Raw genomic sequence first — 20,730 nt, 5'->3', positions numbered from 1 at the left:
ACCGCACAGGCGGTTTTCCGGTTTTGCTCCTTAAGCGGATGGGGTGACATTTTCAAGGATATTGGGCTTTTACAGTTTCGTTACACGGAGCTGATCTGGGTCCACGTAGGGGGACAGACGCGGTAATGGGGGGGCATGACCCTGCCCGCGCTCCTGCACGCCGTCATCTTCGATATGGACGGGACCCTCGTCGACAACATGCGCTACCACTCCGAGGCGTGGGTGGCCCTCTCCCAGCGCCTGGGGGTGGACGCCACTGCGGAGCGGTTCGAGCGGGAGTTCGCCGGGAAGAAGAACGAGGAGATCCTCCCCGTCCTGCTCGGCCGGCCCGTGGCTCCCGAGGAGCTGACCCGGCTGGCCGAGGAGAAGGAGACCCACTACCGCAGCCTCTACTCCCCTCACCTCTCGCTCATGCGCGGGGCCGAGGCCTTCATCGCCCGCCTCCGAGGCGCCGGGGCCCGCCTCGCCGTCGCCACGGCCGCGCCCACCGAGAATCGCCGGCTGGTGCTCGACGGGCTGGGCATCCGCTCCCTCTTCTCCCGCGTCGTCGGGGCCGAGGAGGTGACCCGGGGCAAGCCCGCACCGGACATCTTCCTCTCCGCCGCGCGGTTCCTCGAGGTGGACCCCGCCTCCTGCGTCGTCTTCGAGGACGCGGTGAACGGCATCCTCGCGGCGCGCTCGGCGGGGATGACGGCGGTGGGCATCACCACGACCACGCCCCCCGAGGTGCTTCGGGAGGCGGGCGCCCACTTCGTAGCTCCGGACTTCGCCACGCTCCCGCCCGAGTTGGAGGCGCGGCTGCTGATCACCCCCTCTCGCGCCCCGGGGTGCTGATCCGGCGGGACTCCTCCCCCAGTCCGGGCACCTGGACACGCCAGGAGTCATGGACAGCGACAGAACAGCCCCGGCGCACCAGAAAGGCGCGAGGAGCCCGGACGTTGTGTAGTGTGTGTCCCTCGCATGGCCACGCAAGCCGCCAGACTCCAGCTCCCCTCGGGTCCCTCCCGGCATGTGTATGACGTGATCATCCTGGGCAGCCAGATCGGCGGGGCGCTCGCGGCCGCGCTGCTGGCCAAGCGCAGCCACCGGGTGCTGCTCATCGATCATGACGGCACCGGCACGGGCTACGAGCACGGCGGCTACGTGCTGCCCTACGCGCCCTCCGTCTCCCCCGCCCTCAAGACGATGCCCGCGGTGGAGGAGGCCTTCACGGAGCTGGGCCTCACCACCGCCGTCCAGCGCTCCCTGCGCCCCCACCTCCCCGAGCTGCAGCTCATCCTCCCGCGGCACCGCGTGGATCTGCACTCCGACGCGACGCGCCGCCGCGCCGAGCTGGCCCGGGAGTTCGGCGAGACCGCCGAGGGCCTGCTCTCGGCGCTCAACGCCACCGCCTCGCAGCACGAGGCCAGCGACGCCTTCTTCAAGGAGCAGCCCGCCCTGCCTCCCGACGGCTTCTTCGAGGCCTGGGGCCTGAAGAAGAAGATCGGCCAGCACCCGGGCCTGGAGACGCACCCGCGCCTGTCCAACAACACCCCGCCCGGCGCCCTGCTTCGAGGGATGCTGCCGTTCCTCATCTACCTGGACGAGGCCTCCTCGCCCCTGGCGCTCGCCCGGCCCCTGTCCCAGGCGCTCCAGGCCCCCCAGCGCTTCCCCGGCGGCAACGAGGGCCTGCGCGAGCTGCTCGTCCGACGGCTGACCGAGCTGGGCGGCGACGTGCTCACCCGCGAGAACTCCGAGAGCTTCGTCGTCGAGGAGCTCACCTTCGATGGGGCCCGCTTCGCCGGAGTGAAGCTGGTGCGCTCGGACGTCATCTACCGGGCCTCGTGCCTGGTGGCCGCCATGGACTCGGGGGCGCTGCGGCGGCTCGTCACGGACCGCAAGCGGCACCGCGGCCTGCTGGAGCAGCTCGACGCGGCCTCCACCAAATCCATCCTCTTCTCGGTAAACTGGGTGGTGCCCGTGAACGCGCTGCCGCGCGGCATGGGCGAGCTGCTCCTGGTGGAGACCGAGGACCCGGAGCTCCGGCCCCTGATGATCCAGGTGCACCCGGCGCGCACCCCGGGAGGCAAGGAGGACGAGTCCCTGCGCGTGGTGTGCGCAGGCGCCTTCGTGCCGGCCAGCGTGAGGGATCTCGGCGAGGAGCACATGCAGGCGCTGGCGCAGCGCATCGACGCGCAGTTGGACGCGCTGATGCCCTTCACGAAGGCTCAGCGGGTACTGCGCTCGGCGCCGTACCTGGACGCCAGCGGCGTGCGAGGCAGCAGGCTCATGCCCCACCCCCTCTACAGCTTCGAGTCGGAAGCCTTCCTGGGCGTCACGGGTTTGAAGCAGCGCACGCCGGCGAAGAACATCCTGCTCGCCGGCCGTGAGGTGCTCCCCGGCCTGGGCCTGGAGGGCGAGTTCCTCGCGGGCATGCGCGCCGCGCGGCTCGTGCAGGAGATGCTCAAGAAGAAGAACCCCCTCAAGGGGTGATGGCAAAACCGGGGTGGATTTTCAGGGGAATTCTGGTAGGTTCCGCCGCTCTTTTCGGGGCAGAGCCTGTAAAGCCCCTGTTTTCAAGGAGTTGGCTGTCATGGCGTGGAAGTGCGACATCTGTGGCAAGCGGCCGCTCGTGGGTAACAACGTCTCCCACGCGAACAACAAGACCAAGAAGCGGACGCTGCCGAACCTCCAGAAGATCCGGGCCAACGTCGAGGGTCGGACCGAGCGCGTCCTGGCCTGCACCCGCTGCATCAAGGCGGGCAAGGTCGTCAAGGCCGCCTGATCCGTAGGCACTCGAGGGTGGGAAGGCCGCGTTCGATTCCGCTCGCGCCCCCGCCCACCGAGCGGCTTCATCCCCGGGCGGACGACCTGGACCTCCTCTCGATCGAGGCGGTCGTCCACCGGCTGCATCAGGAAGACCTGGCCGCCGTTCGAGCGGTCCGCGTCGCGCTCCCCTCCGTGGCGGAAGCGGCTCGGGCCGTGGCGGATGCGTTGCGGGCAGGCGGCCGGCTGCTCTACGTGGGCGCCGGCACCAGCGGGCGGCTCGGCGTGCTCGACGCCAGCGAGTGCCCGCCTACCTTCGGTACGTCTCCATCCCAGGTCCAGGCGGTGATCGCCGGGGGCCGGCGTGCGCTGACGCAGGCCGTCGAGGGCGCCGAGGACGACAAGGCCGCTGGAGCCCAGGCGGTGCGCCGCTTCCGGGCGGGCCCCAGGGACGTGGTGTGCGGCATCTCCGCCAGTGCCTCCACTCCCTATGTGCTGGGGGCGCTGGCCGAGGCGCGGCGGCGCAAGGCGCGCACGGTGTTCGTGTGCTGCAACCCTCCCGGGCCCCGCACGAAGGTGGACATCCTGATCCTGGCGCCCACGGGCCCGGAGCTGGTGGCGGGCTCCACGCGGCTGAAGGCGGGCACGGCCACCAAGCTGATCCTCAACGCCCTCACCACGGCCGCGTTCGTGGCGCTGGGCAAGGTGTACCGCGGGCGCATGGTGGACGTGCAGCCCGCGAACGCCAAGCTCCGGACGCGGGCGGTGCGGATGGTGGCGGAGCTGACGGAGCTGCCGCTCGCCAGGGCCCGCAAGCTGCTGGGCTCCGCGGGCGGCTCCGTGAAGGTGGCGCTCGCGATGCACTTCACCGGGCTGGGCCGCGAGGAGGCCCAGGAGCGACTCCAGGGTTCCTCGCTGCGCGAGCTGCGGAAGACTCCGCGCTAACCCCCGCCAGGCCGGGCTGGCGGAACGGGCTCAGTGCCCCTGGCGGCGCATCAGGATGAGGCTGCTCTCGCCGCCTTCCCGCTCGCCCCGAGGGCCCACGTAGAGGTAATCGACCACCTCGGACTCGGCGACCTGCACGCGCGAGCCCACCCGCAGGCTGCTCACGGACTCCGGCTCGTTGGCGAGCGTGCCGCGCCACTTCCCCGCCTCCCAGCCGGTGACCTCCAGCCACATGAACTCGGTGCCCCCCCTGTCCGTGCGGAACCCCGCCTTGAGCAGCAGCTGCTCGGGAGGCCGCAGCCCCTTCTCCACGCGCGGCCGCAGCTCGACGAGCCGCGCGAGCGCCTTGCGCGTCACCGCCTCCAGCTCCGGATCGCCCGGCGCCACGTGGACGACATCGTCCGGCTGCTGCCCGAAGAGCGCATCCAGCGCCGCCACGTGACGCGCGTGGACATCGCCCTTGCCAGGGAAGTCCAGCTCCAGCAGCGGGTTGTCCGGATCACCCTGCTCCCGCCGGCCCGCGAGCGCGCGCAGCTTCACGCGCCGCAAGGCTCCCTTCTGCACGCGTGACTCGAGCTGGCCGCGCAGCCGGGCGTCCTTCAGCTTCGCCAGGTCCACCTCCAGTGTCCCATCGGCGGAGAGCGCGAGCCCCTCGGCCAGCAGCTGCGCCACCACGTTGGCCAGGCGCCCCATGTCCTGGGACAGCGACGGCGACACCTGCTCCACCACGAGATCCGGCAGGCCCAGCTTCGCCATGCCGAGGCTGACGACGCGCAGGTCCTCGCCACTCCTCCGGTAGACATGGAACGTGATGTGCGCCGGGAGGAAAGGCACGCCTCCGTTCCATCCGTCCAGCCGGGCCTCCTTCCAGCTGCGAGGCGAGAAGTACTCGCGCGTCTCGGCGTCCCACAGGAAGGCGTCCTGCTCCGTGGCGAGCTGGTGGGCGAAGCGCGTGGCGTCCAGGAGCACCTCGTGGCGCAGCTCGAACAGCACCCGGAACGACAGCAGCGTGGCCTGACGCGCCCCGACGAGCCGCTTGCGCTCCTCGGCATTCAGCGTCCGGCCGAAGTACTGCAACAGCTCCTCATCGATGGGCTCCAGCTCCTCGTCCGGCGCGGGCTGGACGATGGCCTCGGCCCTGGGCTTCCCGGGCGCGGGCGCGGCGTTCAGCCGCGGGTACTTGGAGGCCATCAGCTTGCGCGCGCCGGCCCCGATATCGCCCTTGGGTGCTACAGGGTGGAACAGCAGCACCGACCAGGTGAACTCCGAGGCGCGCAGCTGGGCCCTCGGGAAGAGGTTCACCGCCGGGGTGGGAGGCGCGGCGGCCGGCTTTCCAGCCAGCGCCAGGGGAGTCAGGACGAGCCACGCCAGGACGAACAGCCAACGTGCCTCGGGCACGCGAAGAGAACGCATGGCCCGAGCATGCCACGAGGGGCCTCCTCGCGTGCCTGGAAGACGAGCCCGCACTCCTCCAGGCGACCGTGGGCCCCTCGGCTTACACTGGGGATCATGAGCCCGCGCCCCTTCATCCGAGTGGATCCGAGCCGTCCCCGCCTTTGCGTGGGGTTGATCTCCGGCACCAGCGTGGACGCGGTGGAGGCGGTGCTCTGCAAGATCGAAGGCACGGGCCCCTCGGTGCAGCTCAAGCTGCTGGCCCACATCTCCCGGCCCTTCCCGCCCGAGTTCATCCAGCGCGTCCTCGGCCCCCACGACGCGCGCACCCTGTGCGAGCTCAACTTCGAGCTGGGCGAGCGCTTCGCCGAGGCCGCCCAGGCCGTCATCACCCGCGCCGGCCTGCGCTCCGGGGACGTGGATGTCATCGGCTCGCACGGGCAGACGGTGGCGCACCTGCCCTCGAGCCTCTCCACCACCCCCTCCACCCTGCAGCTCGGCGAGCCCTCCGTCATCGCCGAGCGCACCGGCCTCCCCGTGGTGAGCGACTTCCGTACACGGGACATGGCCGCGGGGGGCCAGGGAGCGCCCCTGGTGCCGTACTTCGACTGGGCGGCGTTCCGGAAGCCGGGGGCGGTGCGCGCGTTCCAGAACATCGGCGGCATCGCCAACGTGAGCGTGGTGGGCGAGCGCATCGACGACGTGCTCGCCTTCGACACCGGGCCGGGCAACATGGTGCTGGACGGGCTGGCGCGGCGGATGACGAATGGGCGGCTCCAGTGCGATCTGGACGGGCAGCTGTCCCGCAAGGGCACCGTCATCCCCTCGCTGCTGGCGGAGCTGCTGACACACCCGTTCTTCGCCCTGCCCCCGCCTCGCAGCGCCGGGCGCGAGGGGTTCGGCGAGCCGCTCGTCTCCTTCCTCTGGGAGCAGCGCCCGGATCGGCCCGAGGACCTGATCGCCACGGCGCTCGAGTTCACGGTGGAGGCCACGGCCCGGGCCTACGAGGCCTACGTCCTGCCCCGTTTCAAGTCCTTGGAGGCGGTGTACGTCTCTGGAGGTGGAAGCCGGAATCCTGCGCTGATGGAGCGGTTCTCGGCTCGGCTGGCCCCTCTGCCGGTGCGGACGCTGGACGCCCTGGGGTTCCCGGAGGGGGCCAAGGAGGCGGCCTGCTTCGCCCTGCTGGCGGCCGAGCACCTGGTAGGAACTCCAGCGAATGTGCCGTCGGCAACTGGCGCGAGGCGCCAAGTCGTTCTAGGTAAGCTCACACCGTGAGCAGCGTGAACCTGTTGGCCCGCGAAGTGGCCGCGAAGATCGTTTTCTACGGACCGGGCCTGTCGGGGAAGACGACGACCCTGCGGAAGATCTACGAGACGGTCCGGCCGGCCCACCGCGGAGAGATGATGTCCATCGCCACGGAGGGAGATCGAACCCTGTTCTTCGACTTCCTCCCGGTGAAGGTGGAGCGGGTCAACGACTGCTCGGTGCGGCTGGCGCTGTACACCGTGCCCGGGCAGGTCTTCTACAACGCCACGCGCAAGCTGGTGCTGCAGGGGGCGGACGGGGTGGTGTTCGTGGCGGACTCGCAGCCGGAGGCGCTGGACTCCAACCGCGAGTCGCTGCAGAACCTGGAGGAGAACCTGCTGGAGCAGGGCATCCGCCTGGACCGCTTCCCGCTGGTGATGCAGTGGAACAAGCGGGACATCGACAAGGCGCTGCCGGTGGAGCAGCTCCGGGCGACGCTGAACACGCGCGGCGCCCCCGAGTTCGAGACGTCCGCCACCAGCGGCCGGGGCGTGCTGGACGCGCTCAAGGCCATCACCCGGCTGGTGATCAAGGATCTGCGGGCCAAGCGCATCGTCCCTGCGCCGCGAGCCACCCCCACCCCGGTGGCCCCTGGAGCGGGACTGGAGGCGCAGCTGAGCCAGCACCTGCCGGTGCGCCAGTCCCAGACGATGCCCACGGTGCAGCCGCCGGCGATGACGCCCCGGCAGAGCCCTGCGTCCTCGAGCATGCCCGCGGCCCCTGCCCCGGCTCCGGCCGCCGCGGCGATGCCTCCCTCTCGCATGGAGCTGACGCCCACGGGGACGTCGGTGCCTCGGACGGTGGGCCAGCGCGTGCTGGGGCCAGCGACGGCGCTGGCGCCGGGAGAGCTCTTCGATCATGCCCGCGCCGCGGAGGCGTCCTTCGCCAGCGGTCAGTACGGGGCCTGCGTGACGGCGTGCATGGACGCGGTGCGGCGAGCGCTGGCGCTCGCGGGAGAGGGCACGCTGGCGCAGCAGGGCTTCCTGCTCCGGGTGGATGGCAGCGACCTGCTGCGGCTGCAGGGGCTGTCCAACAGGGTAGACACCGTGCGGGTGGATGACGCGGCCTTCGCGCTCTACTTCGTCATGCAGGTGTTCACCCGGCTGAACGCCGCGGGGCTGCCCGAGACGGCCTGAGCCTCGCTCACCCGCCCTCCAGGGTAGCAGCCGCGGGCTCGTGGAACTGGACCCGTCTGTGAGAGACTGGGCTCCAGTTCCATGGACTCGTCCAAATCTCGCGAGGCGGAGGCTGGCGCTCCCGTTGGCCAGCCCGCCGTCGTCCTGCCTGGGGGGCATGGGCAGGATGCGGCAGTGCCCCCCCCTGCCGCGCGGGAGCTCCGCCCGGAGGACAACACCCAGACGTTGCCGGGAGCAGACCCGGGGGGAGCACCTCCCAGCTCCGAGGCGAAAAAGTCCGAGCCTCCCTGGACGCCCCCCTCCGAGTTCGACGAGTTCCGCCTGCTGCGGGTGCTCGGCCACGGAGGCATGGGCGTCGTCTACCTCGCGCAGGATGTCTCCCTGGGCCGGCTCGTCGCGGTGAAGTTCCTCGCCTCGCGAGAGCCGGATCCGACGTTGCTCGAGTACTTCGAGACCGAGGCGCGCACCATCGCCCGCCTGCAGCACCCCAACGTCGTCACGGTGTTCCGTGTCGGCTCGGTCAGCGGACATCCCTACATCGTCTCCGAGCACGTGGTGGGCCGGAGCCTCGGGCAGCTGCCCAGGCCCCTGCCCTGGCGACAGCTCCTGACGCTCGGCCTGGGCCTGGCCCGAGGGCTCGCGGCGGCCCATCGCCAGGGCATCCTCCACCGGGACATCAAGCCCGCCAACGCGCTCGTCACCGAGCGAGGTGAGGTGAAGCTGCTGGACTTCGGTCTGGCGGAGCGCATCGATCGAAGCCTGTCCCTGCGCGCGCTCGGCACGAAGACGCTGGCGGGCACGCCGCGGTACATGGCCCCCGAGCTGCTGCGCGGTGCCCCGGCAACCCCGCAGAGCGACCTCTATTCGCTCGGCCTCACCCTCTATGAGCTGTGCACGGGCAGCCTCCCGCCGCATGCGCTCGCCCAGAAGATGCCGGAGGCCATGGCTCCACGCGCGACGGCGGAGGCCATCGACCCGGGAGAGGTGCCGCCGCCGATCCGTCCCGAGGCGCACGTCGATCCGGACTTCGCCGCGATCATCATGCGCTGCCTGGCGCCAGACCCTGCCGAGCGCTTCGCCTCCGCCGACCTGCTGTGCGAGGCCCTGGAGCGGCTCGAGCACACCCACGCCTCCGCGCCGCTCACCACCAATCCCTACCGAGGGCTCGCGCCCTTCGAGGCGGAGCACCAGGCCCTCTTCTTCGGGCGCGACGCCGATATCTGCGCCGTGCTCGATCGCCTGCACCGCCAGCCCCTGGTCCTCGTCGTGGGAGACCCTGGCATCGGCAAGTCCTCGCTGTGCCGCGCGGGGGTGCTGCCCCGGGTGAGCTCGTATGCCGAGGCCGAGGGCCGCGAGGTCTCCACGGTCACGCTCTGGCCCGGACACCGGCCGCTCCACGCGCTTGCCTCCGCGCTCGCGCCGCTGTTGGGGCGGAAGGAGGCGGAGCTCCTGAGCGCGCTGAAGGACACTCCCGCCGCGGTCGCGCAGGCGCTGCGAGAGACCTTCCAGGGGCAGCGCGGGCTGCTGCTGTTCATCGATCAGCTCGAGGAGCTCGTCACCCAGGCCGATCCCGCCCAGGCCGCCAGCTTCGCCGCGGTCCTCGGCGAGCTCGCGCTGCCGTCCACCGGCGTCCGGGTGCTCCTGGCGATGCGCGGCAACTTCCTGACGAGCGTCTGCGCACTGCCTGGGCTGGCGACCGAGGCCGAGCGAGCGCTCTACATCCTCCACGCCATGTCGCCCGAAGGCGTGCACGAGGCCATCGTCGGTCCGGCGCGCAGCCGCGGCGTCGTCTTCGAGTCCGAGGAGTTCATCCAGACGCTCATCGCGTCCACGCTGCACGGCACGGGCAACCTGCCCCTCCTCCAGTTCGCGCTCACCGAGCTGTGGGAGCGCAGAGATCCCGCGCAGGGCCGCATCACGCGGCAGGTGCTCTACGAGATGGGAGGCGTGGCCGGGGCGCTGTCGCGACACGCGGATGGGGTGATTGCACAGCTGAGGCCGGAGGAGCAGCAGGCGGCACGGCGGCTCCTCGTCCAGCTAGTGACGACCGGTGGGACGCGGCTCCTGCGCAGCGAGGAGGAGCTCATCGGGACACCGTCCGCGGCCTCCCGGGCCGCCCTCCACGCGCTCTCCGAGGGCCGGCTGCTCCAGGTGCACACCGAGGGTGGCAAGGCCCGGTACGAGATCGCCCACGACGCGCTCATGGTGAGCTGGGGCACGCTGCGCAACTGGCTCGACGACGACATCGGCCATCGCGCGGTGCGACAGCGGGTCGAGGCGGCGAGCGCCGAGTGGGAGCGCCTGGGTCGGGCCAGGGATGCCTTGTGGGGGCAGCGACTGGTGGACGAAGCGCGCCCGCTCGATCCCAGCACCCTGACGCCGAGAGCCCGCGCCTTTCTCTCCGGCTCCCGCCGTGCCTTGAGGCTCCAGCGCTGGGGCCGGTCTCTCACCGTGCTCGGGGTGGTGCTCGCCCTCGGCTTCCTCTATCTGGGTCTTCGCCTGCAGGCCTACTTCGAGAATGAGCACCTCGTCGCGAAAGAGCTCGACGCCGCGCGGGCCGAGATGGCCGAGGGGTACAGGCTTGGAGATCTGGCCCGGGCACGCCGCGAGGAGGCGCTCGCGCTGTTCGAGCGCAAGACGCCTCCATCCCCCAGTCTCGAGACGTCATCGGACCCGCAGGCCTCCTGGAAAGCCGCTGAGCGGAAATGGAGCGATGCGCTCTTACTGCTTGAAAAAGCAGACACAGCCTACGCTCGCGCGGACCAGTCGCTCGAGAAGGTGCTCGATCGTGCGAGAGACAATCGAGTTGCGCGCCAACTCCGCATTGAGGCCCTCTACGAGCGACTGGTCCTCGCCGAGTTCTTCCACCAGCAACGCTCCCGCGACGAGCTGATGTTGCGCCTCGAACTGCTGCTGGACCTGGCGCCCGAGGGTGCGGTGTGGCGGCAGAGACTCCATGCGCCCGCCGAGCTCGGGCTCGTGACCGATCCTCCAGGCGCTCAGGTGGAGATCGAGCGCTATGTCAGTGATGCCCAGGGACTTCGCCTTGAGCCCATGCCACCGCTCGGCGTGACTCCCATCACCGGAAAGCAGCTGCCCGCTGGCTCCTACCGGCTCCGCATCACACGAGCTGATCGCGCTCCGGTGGTTCTTCCCCTGCTCCTCACGCGCGGCAAGACCCAAGCCCTCGACATCGCACTCCCCTCCACTGTTCCCCCTGGCTACGTCTACATCCCGCAAGGCTGCTTTCTCCAGGGCAGCAATGATCCTGAGGAGGTGCGGGAGTTCCTGGCCACCGCGCCGCTCCACCGTGTGTGTCTCGACGAGGGGTTCCTGATCGGGAAGACGGAGGTCACCTTCGGAGATTGGATCAAGTATCTCGACTCCCTACCTCCAGAAGCTCCTGCGAGAGACATACTCACGCAACCGCACATCAACTCCGCGGGAGCAGTCACGCTTCGTTACTCGCTCGGAACCGGATGGCGCTTCTCCTTTCATCGCCAGAGCACCGTCTTCAGGGCGACCGAATACGAGCGCTTTCAATATCCCGAGCGGTCCCGGCGTAAAGAGGCCGACTGGCGTCGATTCCCCCTGTCCGGCGTCTCCGCCGAGGACCTCGCGGGTTACTTCTACTGGCTCGATCGCTCGGGAGCACTGCCGGGAGCCCGCCTGTGCACCGAGCACGAGTGGGAGTTCGCTGCACGCGGCGCCGACGGTCGCGCCTTCCCGCATGGGAGCCGGATGCAGCCGGACGACGCCAACTTCGACCTCACCTACGATCGGCAGCCCGTGTCGTTCGGGCCCGACGAGGTGGGAGCCCATCCGGCCTCGAACAGCCCCTTCGGCCTCTCGGACATGGCTGGCAACGCAATGGAGATGACACGGCCCGCGACGCCGGAGCTCGGACGCATCGTCCTGAAGGGTGGAGGTTGGTACTACCACTACATCGACGCACGAACCGCCAACCGCGCCCCCGGCGATCCCACTCTGCGTGACGCGGTCATTGGCGTCCGCGTCTGTGGCTCGCCCCCACTTCGGTAACACGCCGGGAAAGGCGTGACGCTCCTCACTTGCAACCTGTGAGGAGGCTCACAGCGACTTCGAGCCTCTCGTTGGAAAGTCGTCCCAACTCCAACCGAGAGGTTCATCGATGATACCGCTGACCAGGTCGACCCGGTTCCTGCTGGCCTCCCTGTCCCTGCTGCTCTCCGCTCTGGCATTCGCGGAGCCGTCCACGCCGAAGCAGTCCCACCCGGCCGTTGCCCAGGCCGCTGATTCCGAGCGGTACTCGCGCCGGTGCCAGAGCCGCGCTCCCAGCCGAGGAGGCCATGCCCAGGGCACGATGCTCTGGGGTACCCGGCAGACCTGGGGCGCGCGAGCGGGGAGCGATGAGCAGCGCAGCGTGCTCGTCTCGGTGGATGTCACCCCTCGGTCCGACGTCGGCTCCCAGGTGGCGGCCCTGACGCTGAAGGACGGCCGGCTGGTGGCCTCACCCGACGCCTCCCTCAGCCTCACGGGCACCGTGCTCCAGGGAACCTCCAGCGACGGCAAGCCCATGGAGATCGCCATCTGCGGCGCCGAGCCCTCTCCGGAGGATCCCTCCATGGTCTGGTACCGCATCGAGGCCTGGAACCCGGTGGCCCAGGACTGGGAGAACCCGTGCGTGGCGACCCGCCGCGTGCCGGATCCGCGGGCGCTGGCGGTGAGCGGCGTCTGGGACGAGAGCGGAGCGCGCCATGACGCGGCGAACAGGTTCACCCTGGCCTGCGAGACGGGCGTCATCAGCAAGTGCATCACCTGGGGCTACAAGCCCTGGGCCAGCCACAAGGGGCAGTCGCTGAGCGCGCTGCATCAGGCCTGCACCCGCATGGCCCGCGCCGACTACTGCGGCAACGGTCGCACCCATACCCGTGCGGACACGCTCATCGACGTGTCTGACCAGCTCGGCCTGCTCACGCCGACGACGGAGGCCTCGGCTACCTGGAATCCCGCCCTGGCGTCGTTCGAGGCGGACTGGACGACGGACGGTGCCACGTGCCTGGCGCATACCCGGGACGGGCGCGCGCTGGAGACGATCCTCCAGGAGTGCCCCGAGCGCCTCCGCGCCACCACGGAGGTGGAGCGAGCCCACGGAAGCCGCTGCGCCGCGCGACGCGAAGGCGTGACCGCCGAGACGGCGTTGCTGCGCAACCAGTCGTACGGAGAGCCCAGGAGTTCCGGCAGCTCCCCTCGAAGCCAATAGGCAGCGAGGGGGGTTGCGGGCCCATGGACCGCAACGAACCGTAGGGGGGAAATACCATGTGGCGAGCAATCGGATGGACGTTGGTGGTCGGCCTGTGCTGCGCGGTGGGGGTGGAGGCCGGCCAGGAGTCAACGGAGCCGCGGCGGATCGCGGCTCGGACGGCGCTGGATGAGGCCCAGCGTCGTCTGGACGAGGCCCTGCCAATCCTCTCTCGTGCGCTCGATCTCTCCGAGGAGCACCTCCGGAGAGAGGCGGTCGACCTCTCCGCACCGCGCCTGATGAGCCACCTGCGGCTCCTGCGCACCGACGAGGAGCGCATCTACGCCCTGCTCCAGGCCCACCCGGACGACGCCCGTGTACGCCGTCTGGCCATGACCGCGGTGCTGCTGCGCAAGGGGCGCTTTCTCGAGGAGTCCTCCAGCAGGTTTCGCTCCCTCTCCCGTGGCATCGACCCTCGGGACCACGAATCCTTCGAGCAGCTGCGCGCTCTGCGCACCAGGCTGGCCATGCTGTCACTCCAGGGCGCGGGCTCGCTCCCAGCAGCCGAGCATCAGCGGCGACTCTCGGCTCTCGCCGAGCAGACAGACGCCCTCGAAGCCGAGCTCGTCCGACGCTCCGCTCCCCAGCGTGCGCGCACGGCGCTCCCTCCACCCGGGCGGATCGTCGACCGCGTGGCGGCCTCCCTCCCGCGGGACGGGGCGCTGATCGAGTTCATTGCCTATGAAGCCCGTGGGCACAGCTCCGAGCAGGGGCAGCCCACGGCTCAGGGGCGCGGCCCGCTGCGCTACCTGGCCCTGGTGCTCTTCCCGGACGGCCGCCTCCACGCGATCGACCTGGGCCCCGCGGAGCCCATCGACAGCGCCGCCTCCGCCCTGGTGGACGCCTTCGCCATCCGCGACGCGGCCTACCAGGCCCCGGCCCGCACGCTCTACGCCCTGGCCTTCGAGCCCCTGCGACCGGTCCTCGGCAAGGCGCGCCGCATCTACCTCAGTCCCGATGGCCAGCTGGGCCTCGTGCCCTTCCACGCGCTCCACGACGGCAAGGACTTCCTCACCGAGGCCTTCACGTTCACCTTGCTGACCTCCGGCAGGGATCTGCTGCCCCGGCCCGAGGCGCCTGCCTTTTCAGGCCCGATGGTCGTCCTGGCCGATCCCGACCTCGGCTCGCCAGCGCCCGTGCCTGACTTCTCCGAGTCGATGAAGTCCGCGCTGGCCCTGCGCATGACCCTTCCCGATCCGCGCGAACTCTGGCGCGGAGTGCTGGGCGACACGGCCTGGCTGCCGCTCCCCGGGACTCGCCAGGAAGCCGAGGCCATCCGGCGCCTGTTCCCCAAGGCCCAGCTCTTTCTCGGCGCCGAGGCCACGAAAGAGAGGCTCCTGGGACTGAACGCTCCCAGCATCCTCCATGTGGCGACGCACGGCTTCTCTCACGAGGATGTCGCCCTCACCCCGGGAGCGCGCGCCCTGACCCACGTCGGTACCTTCAGCGCGCAGGCCTCCGTTCAACTCCCCCAGTCCTCCATGCTGAGCTCCGGCCTCCTGCTCGCCAGCGAAGGCGCTCGGAAGGCGGAAGTCCCCAGCGGTGGGCGTCGCTCCGAGGCCGCCCCGGTGACCGCGCTCGAGCTGGCGGGCCTCGACCTGTGGGGCACCGAGCTCGTCGTCCTGTCCGCCTGCGACACGGGCCGAGGGGCCGTCGAGCTCGGACAGGGCGTCCACGGCCTGCGCCGGGCCCTCGTCATCGCGGGCGCGGAGACCGTCGTCATGAGCCTGTGGCAGGTCAACGACGAAACGACCCGCCTCCTCATGGAGAGCTACTACCGCCACCTGCTGGCGGGAAAGGGACGGACGGAGGCCCTCCATGACGCCATGCGCGCCTTGCGCGAGACGCACCCCCACCCCTACTACTGGGCGCCCTTCATCACGCTCGGCCGGGACGGGCCGCTGCGCTCGCTCGGGTTCCTCCCCACGCAGCCCTCCACGCCGTAGCGACCTGGAGCGGCTCAGCGCATGGGCATGGTGAGCTGGACCAGGCCCATGCGCACCAGCTTCGCCAGCGTGCGCAGGGTGTCCAGCTCGCGCGCTGGCACCGCCAGCACCAGCGTGGACACATCCCAGCCGCCGTTCACCAGCCCGGCGATCTGCCGCTCCTCGGGCTTGAGCAGCGCCATGCCCTCCGGATCGTGCACCGGCACCGGCACCGCCACCGGAGGCAGCTCCGAGTAGAGTGCCGCCACGTGCTCGCGCTGGACCATGCGGGCGAACTCGCGCACGCGCCGGTCCGCCGGATCGCTGGCGAGCAGCGAGGCGCAGATGATGCCGGCCGAGTCGTACTGCCCCTCGCGCACCAGCACCCCGCCCTTCTCCAGCATCTCCGCCACGGGGTCGGCCTCCACCTGCGGAGCGCCCTCTACCTCCACCTGCTTCAGGCGCAGCAGATCGAAGACGCGCCGGGTGACGGCCGAGCGCGACATCCCCATGGACAGCCGCAGCCGGCCCAGGTTCTGCGGCGAGGTGCACAGCGTGAGGATGACCCGGTGCAGCAGCGGCTGGCTCGAGCTGGGCGGCGCCACCGCGCGCACGCTCATCGCGTCGATGGGCAGGGCCTGCTCCACGTCCCCGTGCTCGTCCACCCAGCGCAGGGACTCGAAGAGCAGCTCGCGGATGCTCATGTCCGAGGGCACCCAGTCCTCGCCCGTGCGGTCCGCGTCCTCCGTCCAGTGGAAGGTGCCGCGGCCCGCGATGGTCAGGTCCATCATCGAGCTGAACAGCTCCTCGCGGCCCATCTCGCGGACCAGGCGCACGTCCACGCCGTGCGAGGAGAAGGCCTGCTCCACGTCCGGGGTGCGCTGCAGCTCGTCGAAGGAGGCGAGCACCCGGCTGCCCGCGCACAGCCGGGCCAGCTCCAGCAGGCGGGCCACGCGCTCGCGCAGTCCCCGGCTGGCGGTGGCGATCACCTGGCCGGAGAGGACGAAGATCTTGCGCTCCCCGGCCTCCCACGACAGCTGCAACGTCCCCGTCTTGCGGGATCCATCGAGCCACTGCAGGAGTTCAGGAAGCGGATAGCTGAAGAGGTCGCCGTGAAGGGCCATGGGTGACGGATTCCAGAAATTCAAGGATACAGTCAGTAGCCGTGCGCGTCGCGCTCCTGTTCATCGATGGTGTGGGTGTAGGCCGGAAGGACCCGGCCGTGAACCCGCTTGCGGGGAGGGTCCACCTGCTCTCCCAGTTCGCGGACGCGCCCGGAACACTCCTACCCGAGGAAGGAAGATGTGTCCCAGTGGACACGACCTTCGGCGTCGAGGGGCGTCCCCAATCGGCGTCCAACCAGACGGCCATCCTCACCGGAGAGCCCGCGCCGGTCCTCATCCAGGGGCACGTGCTGGGCTACCCCAACGCGCCCCTGCGAGACCTGCTGGCGGAGCGCTCGCTCGTCAAGCGGCTGATGACCTCCGGGCGCACGGCAACCTTCGCCAACAGCTACCCGGCGCCGTACCTGGACGCGCTGAAGCTGCGCCGCCGCGAGTCCACCACTCCGCCGGAGTTCACCTTCCCGCCGGCCATGCAGCGGCGCCTGAAGCCGTCGGCGTCCACCCTGGCCTTCGCCGCGGGACAGGTGCCGCTGCGGACGCTGGATGACGCTCGCGCCGGGCAGGGCCTCACGCACGACATCACGGGCGCCCATGCGATGAACCGAGGCCTGTCCGTGCCCCAGCGCACCCCCGAGGAGGCGGCGGAGATCTTCTGGCGGGTGGCCGAGGGGATGGACTTCACCTTCTTCGAGCACTACCTGGCGGACGAGGCCGGACACGCGCGGGACTTCGAGGCGGCGCTCCGGGCGCTGGACACCTTCGACGCCTTCGCCCGGGCCGTGGTGGCCACGCGGCCCGAGGATGCGCGGGTGCTCATCTGTAGTGATCATGGCAACGTGGAGGATCTCTCGACACGGAGCCACACCCTGAACCCCGTGCCCGTGCTCTACTTCGGCCCGCCAGCGCCAGAGGTGGAAGCGCTTGCGACCGTGGCCGATGTGGGGCGCACGGTGCTGCGCTGGCTGAACGCGGAGTGAGATGAGCGTGACGGTGGGTCGGAGCCAGAGGGGACCGGGAGTCGGCGTGGTGCTCGCGCTGATGCTGGGGGCGGGGTGCGTGGGGTCTCGGGCGGCGCTGAAGGCGGACGCGGTGCCCGTGCAGACGGAGGTGGGGACGTTCCTCCTGGAGTACCCGCCCGCGGACACCCAGGATGCGGCCATGGTCCGAGCCTCCATCGAGAAGGCCGGGCACCGGCTCGCCAGGTGGGGCAGGCTCCAGGAGCCCGTCACGGTGCGCATCCACCGGGATCATGAGGACCTCGAGGATGCGGCGAGGCGCTCCGGCTACGAGTGGCTGCGGGCGTGGACGCGCTACAACGTCATGGATGTGCAGGCGCCGAGCACCTGGAGCCCGCTCCCCGCCACGCAGCGGGATCTGGATGAGACGATGCTGCACGAGCTGACGCACGCGGTGATGTACCAGGCGGCGGCGGATCTCGGAGGCTGGCGGCAGAAGAAGATCCCCGGGTGGTTCCGCGAGGGGATGGCCTCGTACACGGCGGAGCAGGGCTACCGCAGGCCGACGCTGGAGCAGCTCGCGCGAACGCTGGAGGAGAACCCGACGTGGGAGCCGCTGCTGCGCCCCGAGGCGCTCTACCAGAAGCAGATGCCCGTGGCGTATGGAGCGGCCCACCACGCCTTCACCTTCCTGGTGAACCGGTACGGGGAGGAGACGGTGCGCGCGCTGCTGGAGGAGATGAGCCGGGGCCCGGACTTCCCGGTGGCCTTCACGACGACGGTGGGGCTGCCGCCGGAGGCGTTCCTCCGGGACTTCACGCGCTACCTTCGCTTGCGGGGCTTCAGGGGAGGACGGCTGCTGCGAGGCCCCGAGCAGGCGCCGGCGGCTCCGGAGAGCCCTGATCCGTCAGGCCCCTGAGCAGCCTTCGGGCAGGGAGTCTGATAGCCTGCCCCTGTGCTCCTGGCGCAAATCACGGATCTCCACGTCGGTGTCCCCGGCTCGAACGTCGACCTTCAGTGCCGCACCGCCGTGCAGCTCGAGAAGGCCGTCCAGCACCTGTGCCGTCTGGACCCGCGGCCCGATGTGGTGCTGTGCACCGGCGACCTGGTCGACGAGGGACACCCGCGGGAGTACGCCGTGCTCGCCGGCATGATGGCGCAGCTGCCGATGCCCTGCTTCATCGTCCCGGGCAATCACGACCACCGGGAGAACCTGCGGGAGGCCTTCGCCAGCCACAGCTACCTGCCCAGGCAGGGCTTCCTGCAGTACGCGGTGGACCTGGGCCCGCTGCGCCTCATCGCGCTGGACACCCTGGTGCCCGGAGCGCCCGGCGGGAGGCTCTGCCCGGAGCGGTTGAGCTGGCTCGACGCACGTCTGGCGGAGGCGCCCCGGCGACCCACGCTGGTGATGATGCACCACCCGCCCTTCCGCACCGGCATCGTGCGCATGGACGAGATGGGACTCGACGGGAGCGAGGCGCTGGCGGAGATCATCCAGAAGCACCCGCAGGTCGAGCGCATCCTGTGCGGACACCTGCACCGCCCCATCGTGAAGCGCTTCGCGGGCACGGTGGCCAGCACCTGCCCGAGCACCGCGCACCAGGTGGTGCTCGATCTGCGCCGCGAGGGCCGGCTGGCGATCAACGATGATCCGCCAGCCTGCCAGCTCCATCTGTGGAGCGAGGACTCCGGCCTCGTCTCCCACACGAGCTACATCCGGTAGCCGCTCGCTCAGTTCTTGGCCGCGGGAGCGGAGGCCGCCGCCGGGCTGGTGAGGAGCGGCGGACGATCCTTGCCCTCCATCGTGCGCTGCAGCTCGATCTCCTGCAGGAGCACCGCGGGGGCCACGGTGGACACGGGCACCATGCCGCTCTCCGCGCCGCAGAAGCCGTTGAAGATGCCCTGCTTCTGTCCCGTGGCCATGACGCGGTTGATCGCGGACAGCGGCGTGCCGACGATCTCCACTCCGCGCACGAGCGTCTCCTTCCCGTCCCGCACATCCACGCGGTACACCATCCGAGGCACCCCCTTGAACGCCTGGTAGCCATAGCTGGCGGTGTTGGTGTTGCCGCCGGTGATGTCCCGGATGATGAGGCCGTAGGGCTTGCCCTGCCGCTTCGCCTCGGCGATGAGCTGCCGCTTCAGCTCGGTGTCGCTGACCTGCTTCGTGGAGCTCACGACCAGGTTGGCCATGCGCGCCACGGGCCGCTGCGTGCCCTGGCTCCGGCCGTGCCCGTTCGACTGCAGGAAGCCCTCCACCGGCTGGCGTGACAGCAGGTAGCTCCTCAGCACGCCCTTCTCCACCAGCACCACCCGCTGTCCCTTCACGCCCTCCTCGTCGAACTGGTAGTAGCCGTTGAGCATCTCCCCGTTCAGCACCCGCGTGGACGGGTCGTCATGGATGGAGAGGAAGGTCGGCAGCACCTGCTTGCCCTCCTGCCCGCGGAACGTCTTGCCCTCCCGGTCATCATCCTGCCGGTGGCCCTCGAGCCGGTGCCCCACGGCCTCGTGGAAGAGCACCCCGGAGGCCTCCGGCGCCAGGATGGCCGGCCCCGTGTACGGATCGATCGCGGGCGCCTTGCGCAGCGTCAGCAGCTCCGAGATCACCTTGTCCGCGGCCTCGGCCAGCTTCGCCTCGTCCGGCAGGCCCGCCTCCGTGGGCGAGTAGAAGTCCCGCGAGTCGTCCAGCAGCTGGCCATCATCCGCGCGCGTCACCGCGGTGATGTGCAGCCCGTAGAGCGTCTCCTCGGTGATGATGCGGCTGCCCTCGGAGGACACGAAGATGCGCATCACCTTGTCCGCGGTGATCCGCACGTCCGAGTCGAAGAGCTCCGGGTGGGCGTTGAAGCGGGCGGACAGCGTCCGAGCCACCTTCCGCCACTTCTCCCGATCGAACGGGAACGCGACGGGCGGCTGCACGTAGGTGTTCGGCTTCTCCCGGGAGAAGGACGGCGGACGCTTCGGGTCCTCCACCGTGTACACATCCTCGCCCTTCTTCTTGAGGAACTGGGCGAGCGCCGACTTGTACTTCTCGTCCGTCAGCAGCCACAGCGCCGTGCGCAGCGCCACCGGCGAGTCATCGATGGGGCCATCCGGCCGCGCGAAGAAGCTGGTCCCCTTCGTGGAGACCAGGAAGTCCATCGCCTCGGGGACCGAGCTGTCGAAGTCGTAGGTGCCCACCCGCACGTCCGCCGACAGCCGGCGCTCGTGGCCGGTGGCATCCTGGAAGAGCGCGCCATACCGCGCGGAGATGGCGTACTGATCGTAGTCCTTGAGCTGGTAGCTCACGAAGTACGGCGACTCGTGGCCCTTGAGCTGGAGCTGCTGCTGGTTGCGGGTCAGCTCGGCCACCATCGCCTCCATCAACGTCTCGCGCGGGTCGGCCGGAGGCGTGGCGGCGAAGAGGAAGGCGGAGGCGGCCAGTAGAGGGAGGGCAGGCAGGCAGGGAAGTCTCACGCGCCCCACTGTACCCGAGCCATCCCGCAATGCATCGAAGGTCCTCACCGCCCCGGACTGGAGCGGCGAGGACCCTCGCCTGCAAGGCAATCGAGCCGTGTGGCTAGGCCTTCGTCACCTTCTCACGCCCCGGGCCCACCAGCTTCGTGGCGTTGCGCGTGTCGATGACACACTGGGACTTCTGCACCACCGTCGCGTAGTCGATGGACGAGTGGTCCGTGAGGATGACCACCGCGTCGTACTCGCCCAGCATCTCCGGAGACAGCGGCACCGACGTCATCTCGTAGTGGAAGCCGTGGCCCTTCTCCAGCTTCGGCACGTACGGATCGTGGTAGCTGACCTCGGCGCCCTTCTCCTTGAGCAGCGAGATGACCCGGAGGCTCGGGCTCTCACGCATGTCGTCGATGTCCTTCTTGTAGGCCGCGCCCAGGCACAGCACCTTGGCGCCATTCAGCGTCTTCTTGT

At 70.2% G+C, this 20,730-nt stretch carries 16 protein-coding genes; 12 read left to right on the top strand and 4 right to left on the bottom strand.

Annotated elements, in window-relative coordinates; all coding sequences use genetic code 11:
• Positions 1 to 135: 135 nt before the first annotated feature.
• The 4 genes from KY572_RS46150 (at position 136) to murQ (ending at position 3,690) form a co-directional block, all read left to right on the top strand.
• Positions 136 to 834, top strand: a complete 699-nt coding sequence (locus KY572_RS46150; RefSeq protein ID WP_224250197.1) for an HAD family hydrolase — start codon at positions 136 to 138, stop codon at positions 832 to 834.
• Between the two features lie 126 nt (positions 835 to 960).
• A complete protein-coding gene (locus tag KY572_RS46145) occupies positions 961 to 2,472 on the top strand; it encodes an NAD(P)-binding protein (protein WP_224250196.1) in 1,512 nt (503 codons plus the stop codon).
• Between the two features lie 100 nt (positions 2,473 to 2,572).
• Complete coding sequence (gene rpmB, locus KY572_RS46140) at positions 2,573 to 2,764, top strand: 50S ribosomal protein L28 (RefSeq protein WP_224250195.1); 192 nt, start codon at positions 2,573 to 2,575, stop codon at positions 2,762 to 2,764.
• 17 nt (positions 2,765 to 2,781) lie between these two features.
• Complete coding sequence (gene murQ, locus KY572_RS46135; RefSeq protein WP_224250194.1) at positions 2,782 to 3,690, top strand: N-acetylmuramic acid 6-phosphate etherase; 909 nt, start codon at positions 2,782 to 2,784, stop codon at positions 3,688 to 3,690.
• Positions 3,691 to 3,720: 30 nt separating this feature from the next.
• Here murQ and KY572_RS46130 read toward each other — a convergent pair whose 3' ends face one another.
• Positions 3,721 to 5,103 carry a DUF2314 domain-containing protein gene (locus KY572_RS46130; RefSeq protein ID WP_224250193.1) on the bottom strand — a complete coding sequence of 461 codons (1,383 nt, stop codon included), beginning with the start codon at positions 5,101 to 5,103 and terminating at the stop codon, positions 3,721 to 3,723.
• 96 nt (positions 5,104 to 5,199) lie between these two features.
• On the opposite strand from KY572_RS46130, the gene KY572_RS46125 reads away from it, so the two are divergent.
• The 5 genes from KY572_RS46125 to KY572_RS46105 all read left to right on the top strand — a co-directional run bounded on the left by KY572_RS46125 (position 5,200) and on the right by KY572_RS46105 (position 14,750).
• Positions 5,200 to 6,357 (top strand): anhydro-N-acetylmuramic acid kinase, encoded by a 1,158-nt coding sequence (locus tag KY572_RS46125; RefSeq protein ID WP_224250192.1) that lies wholly within the window; start codon positions 5,200 to 5,202, stop codon positions 6,355 to 6,357.
• Positions 6,354 to 7,523 carry a GTP-binding protein gene (locus KY572_RS46120; RefSeq protein ID WP_224250191.1) on the top strand — a complete coding sequence of 390 codons (1,170 nt, stop codon included), beginning with the start codon at positions 6,354 to 6,356 and terminating at the stop codon, positions 7,521 to 7,523. The genes KY572_RS46125 and KY572_RS46120 overlap by 4 nt, the downstream gene beginning before the upstream one ends.
• Before the next feature lie 174 nt (positions 7,524 to 7,697).
• Positions 7,698 to 11,564 (top strand): bifunctional serine/threonine-protein kinase/formylglycine-generating enzyme family protein, encoded by a 3,867-nt coding sequence (locus tag KY572_RS46115; protein WP_224250190.1) that lies wholly within the window; start codon positions 7,698 to 7,700, stop codon positions 11,562 to 11,564.
• A gap of 109 nt (positions 11,565 to 11,673) precedes the next feature.
• Entirely contained in the window at positions 11,674 to 12,765 is a 1,092-nt protein-coding gene (locus KY572_RS46110; RefSeq protein ID WP_224250189.1) for an ADYC domain-containing protein, read from the top strand.
• Positions 12,766 to 12,821: 56 nt separating this feature from the next.
• Positions 12,822 to 14,750, top strand: a complete 1,929-nt coding sequence (locus KY572_RS46105; protein ID WP_224250188.1) for a CHAT domain-containing protein — start codon at positions 12,822 to 12,824, stop codon at positions 14,748 to 14,750.
• A 14-nt stretch (positions 14,751 to 14,764) separates the two neighbouring features.
• Here KY572_RS46105 and KY572_RS46100 read toward each other — a convergent pair whose 3' ends face one another.
• Positions 14,765 to 15,853: a DUF4388 domain-containing protein gene (locus KY572_RS46100; protein ID WP_224250187.1), complete on the bottom strand. Its 1,089-nt coding sequence runs from the start codon at positions 15,851 to 15,853 to the stop codon at positions 14,765 to 14,767.
• 41 nt (positions 15,854 to 15,894) lie between these two features.
• On the opposite strand from KY572_RS46100, the gene KY572_RS46095 reads away from it, so the two are divergent.
• From KY572_RS46095 to KY572_RS46085, 3 genes are read left to right on the top strand one after another with little or no spacing between them, the layout of a single operon-like run.
• On the top strand, positions 15,895 to 16,830 hold the full coding sequence (locus tag KY572_RS46095; RefSeq protein ID WP_224250186.1) for an alkaline phosphatase family protein: 936 nt from the start codon (positions 15,895 to 15,897) through the stop codon (positions 16,828 to 16,830).
• 1 nt (position 16,831) lies between these two features.
• Positions 16,832 to 17,728, top strand: a complete 897-nt coding sequence (locus tag KY572_RS46090) for a gluzincin family metallopeptidase (protein WP_224250185.1) — start codon at positions 16,832 to 16,834, stop codon at positions 17,726 to 17,728.
• A gap of 36 nt (positions 17,729 to 17,764) precedes the next feature.
• On the top strand, positions 17,765 to 18,532 hold the full coding sequence (locus tag KY572_RS46085) for a phosphodiesterase (RefSeq protein ID WP_224250184.1): 768 nt from the start codon (positions 17,765 to 17,767) through the stop codon (positions 18,530 to 18,532).
• Positions 18,533 to 18,540: 8 nt separating this feature from the next.
• On the opposite strand, the gene KY572_RS46080 is transcribed toward KY572_RS46085, so the two are convergent.
• Complete coding sequence (locus tag KY572_RS46080; RefSeq protein ID WP_224250183.1) at positions 18,541 to 20,265, bottom strand: TldD/PmbA family protein; 1,725 nt, start codon at positions 20,263 to 20,265, stop codon at positions 18,541 to 18,543.
• A 103-nt stretch (positions 20,266 to 20,368) separates the two neighbouring features.
• Positions 20,369 to 20,730: UDP binding domain-containing protein (locus KY572_RS46075; protein WP_317987996.1), on the bottom strand; the 362-nt coding region annotated here is incomplete at its 5' end.

The sequence above is a fragment of the Hyalangium gracile genome (genome assembly GCF_020103725.1).
GTDB classification, from domain to species: domain Bacteria; phylum Myxococcota; class Myxococcia; order Myxococcales; family Myxococcaceae; genus Hyalangium; species Hyalangium gracile.
The sequence above is the reverse complement of the archived record's forward strand: the minus strand, read 5'-3'. Positions and strand labels throughout refer to the sequence as shown.

What these genes read in the sequence shown, in the direction of transcription:
- KY572_RS46105 (WP_224250188.1), top strand. Translation starts at nt 12,822, where the DNA reads ATGTGGCGAGCAATCGGATGGACGTTGGTGGTCGGCCTGTGCTGCGCG.
- KY572_RS46145 (WP_224250196.1), top strand. Translation starts at nt 961, where the DNA reads ATGGCCACGCAAGCCGCCAGACTCCAGCTCCCCTCGGGTCCCTCCCGG.
- rpmB (WP_224250195.1), top strand. Translation starts at nt 2,573, where the DNA reads ATGGCGTGGAAGTGCGACATCTGTGGCAAGCGGCCGCTCGTGGGTAAC.
- KY572_RS46130 (WP_224250193.1), bottom strand. Translation starts at nt 5,103, where the DNA reads ATGCGTTCTCTTCGCGTGCCCGAGGCACGTTGGCTGTTCGTCCTGGCG.
- KY572_RS46090 (WP_224250185.1), top strand. Translation starts at nt 16,832, where the DNA reads ATGAGCGTGACGGTGGGTCGGAGCCAGAGGGGACCGGGAGTCGGCGTG.
- KY572_RS46100 (WP_224250187.1), bottom strand. Translation starts at nt 15,853, where the DNA reads ATGGCCCTTCACGGCGACCTCTTCAGCTATCCGCTTCCTGAACTCCTG.
- KY572_RS46125 (WP_224250192.1), top strand. Translation starts at nt 5,200, where the DNA reads ATGAGCCCGCGCCCCTTCATCCGAGTGGATCCGAGCCGTCCCCGCCTT.
- KY572_RS46150 (WP_224250197.1), top strand. Translation starts at nt 136, where the DNA reads ATGACCCTGCCCGCGCTCCTGCACGCCGTCATCTTCGATATGGACGGG.
- KY572_RS46110 (WP_224250189.1), top strand. Translation starts at nt 11,674, where the DNA reads ATGATACCGCTGACCAGGTCGACCCGGTTCCTGCTGGCCTCCCTGTCC.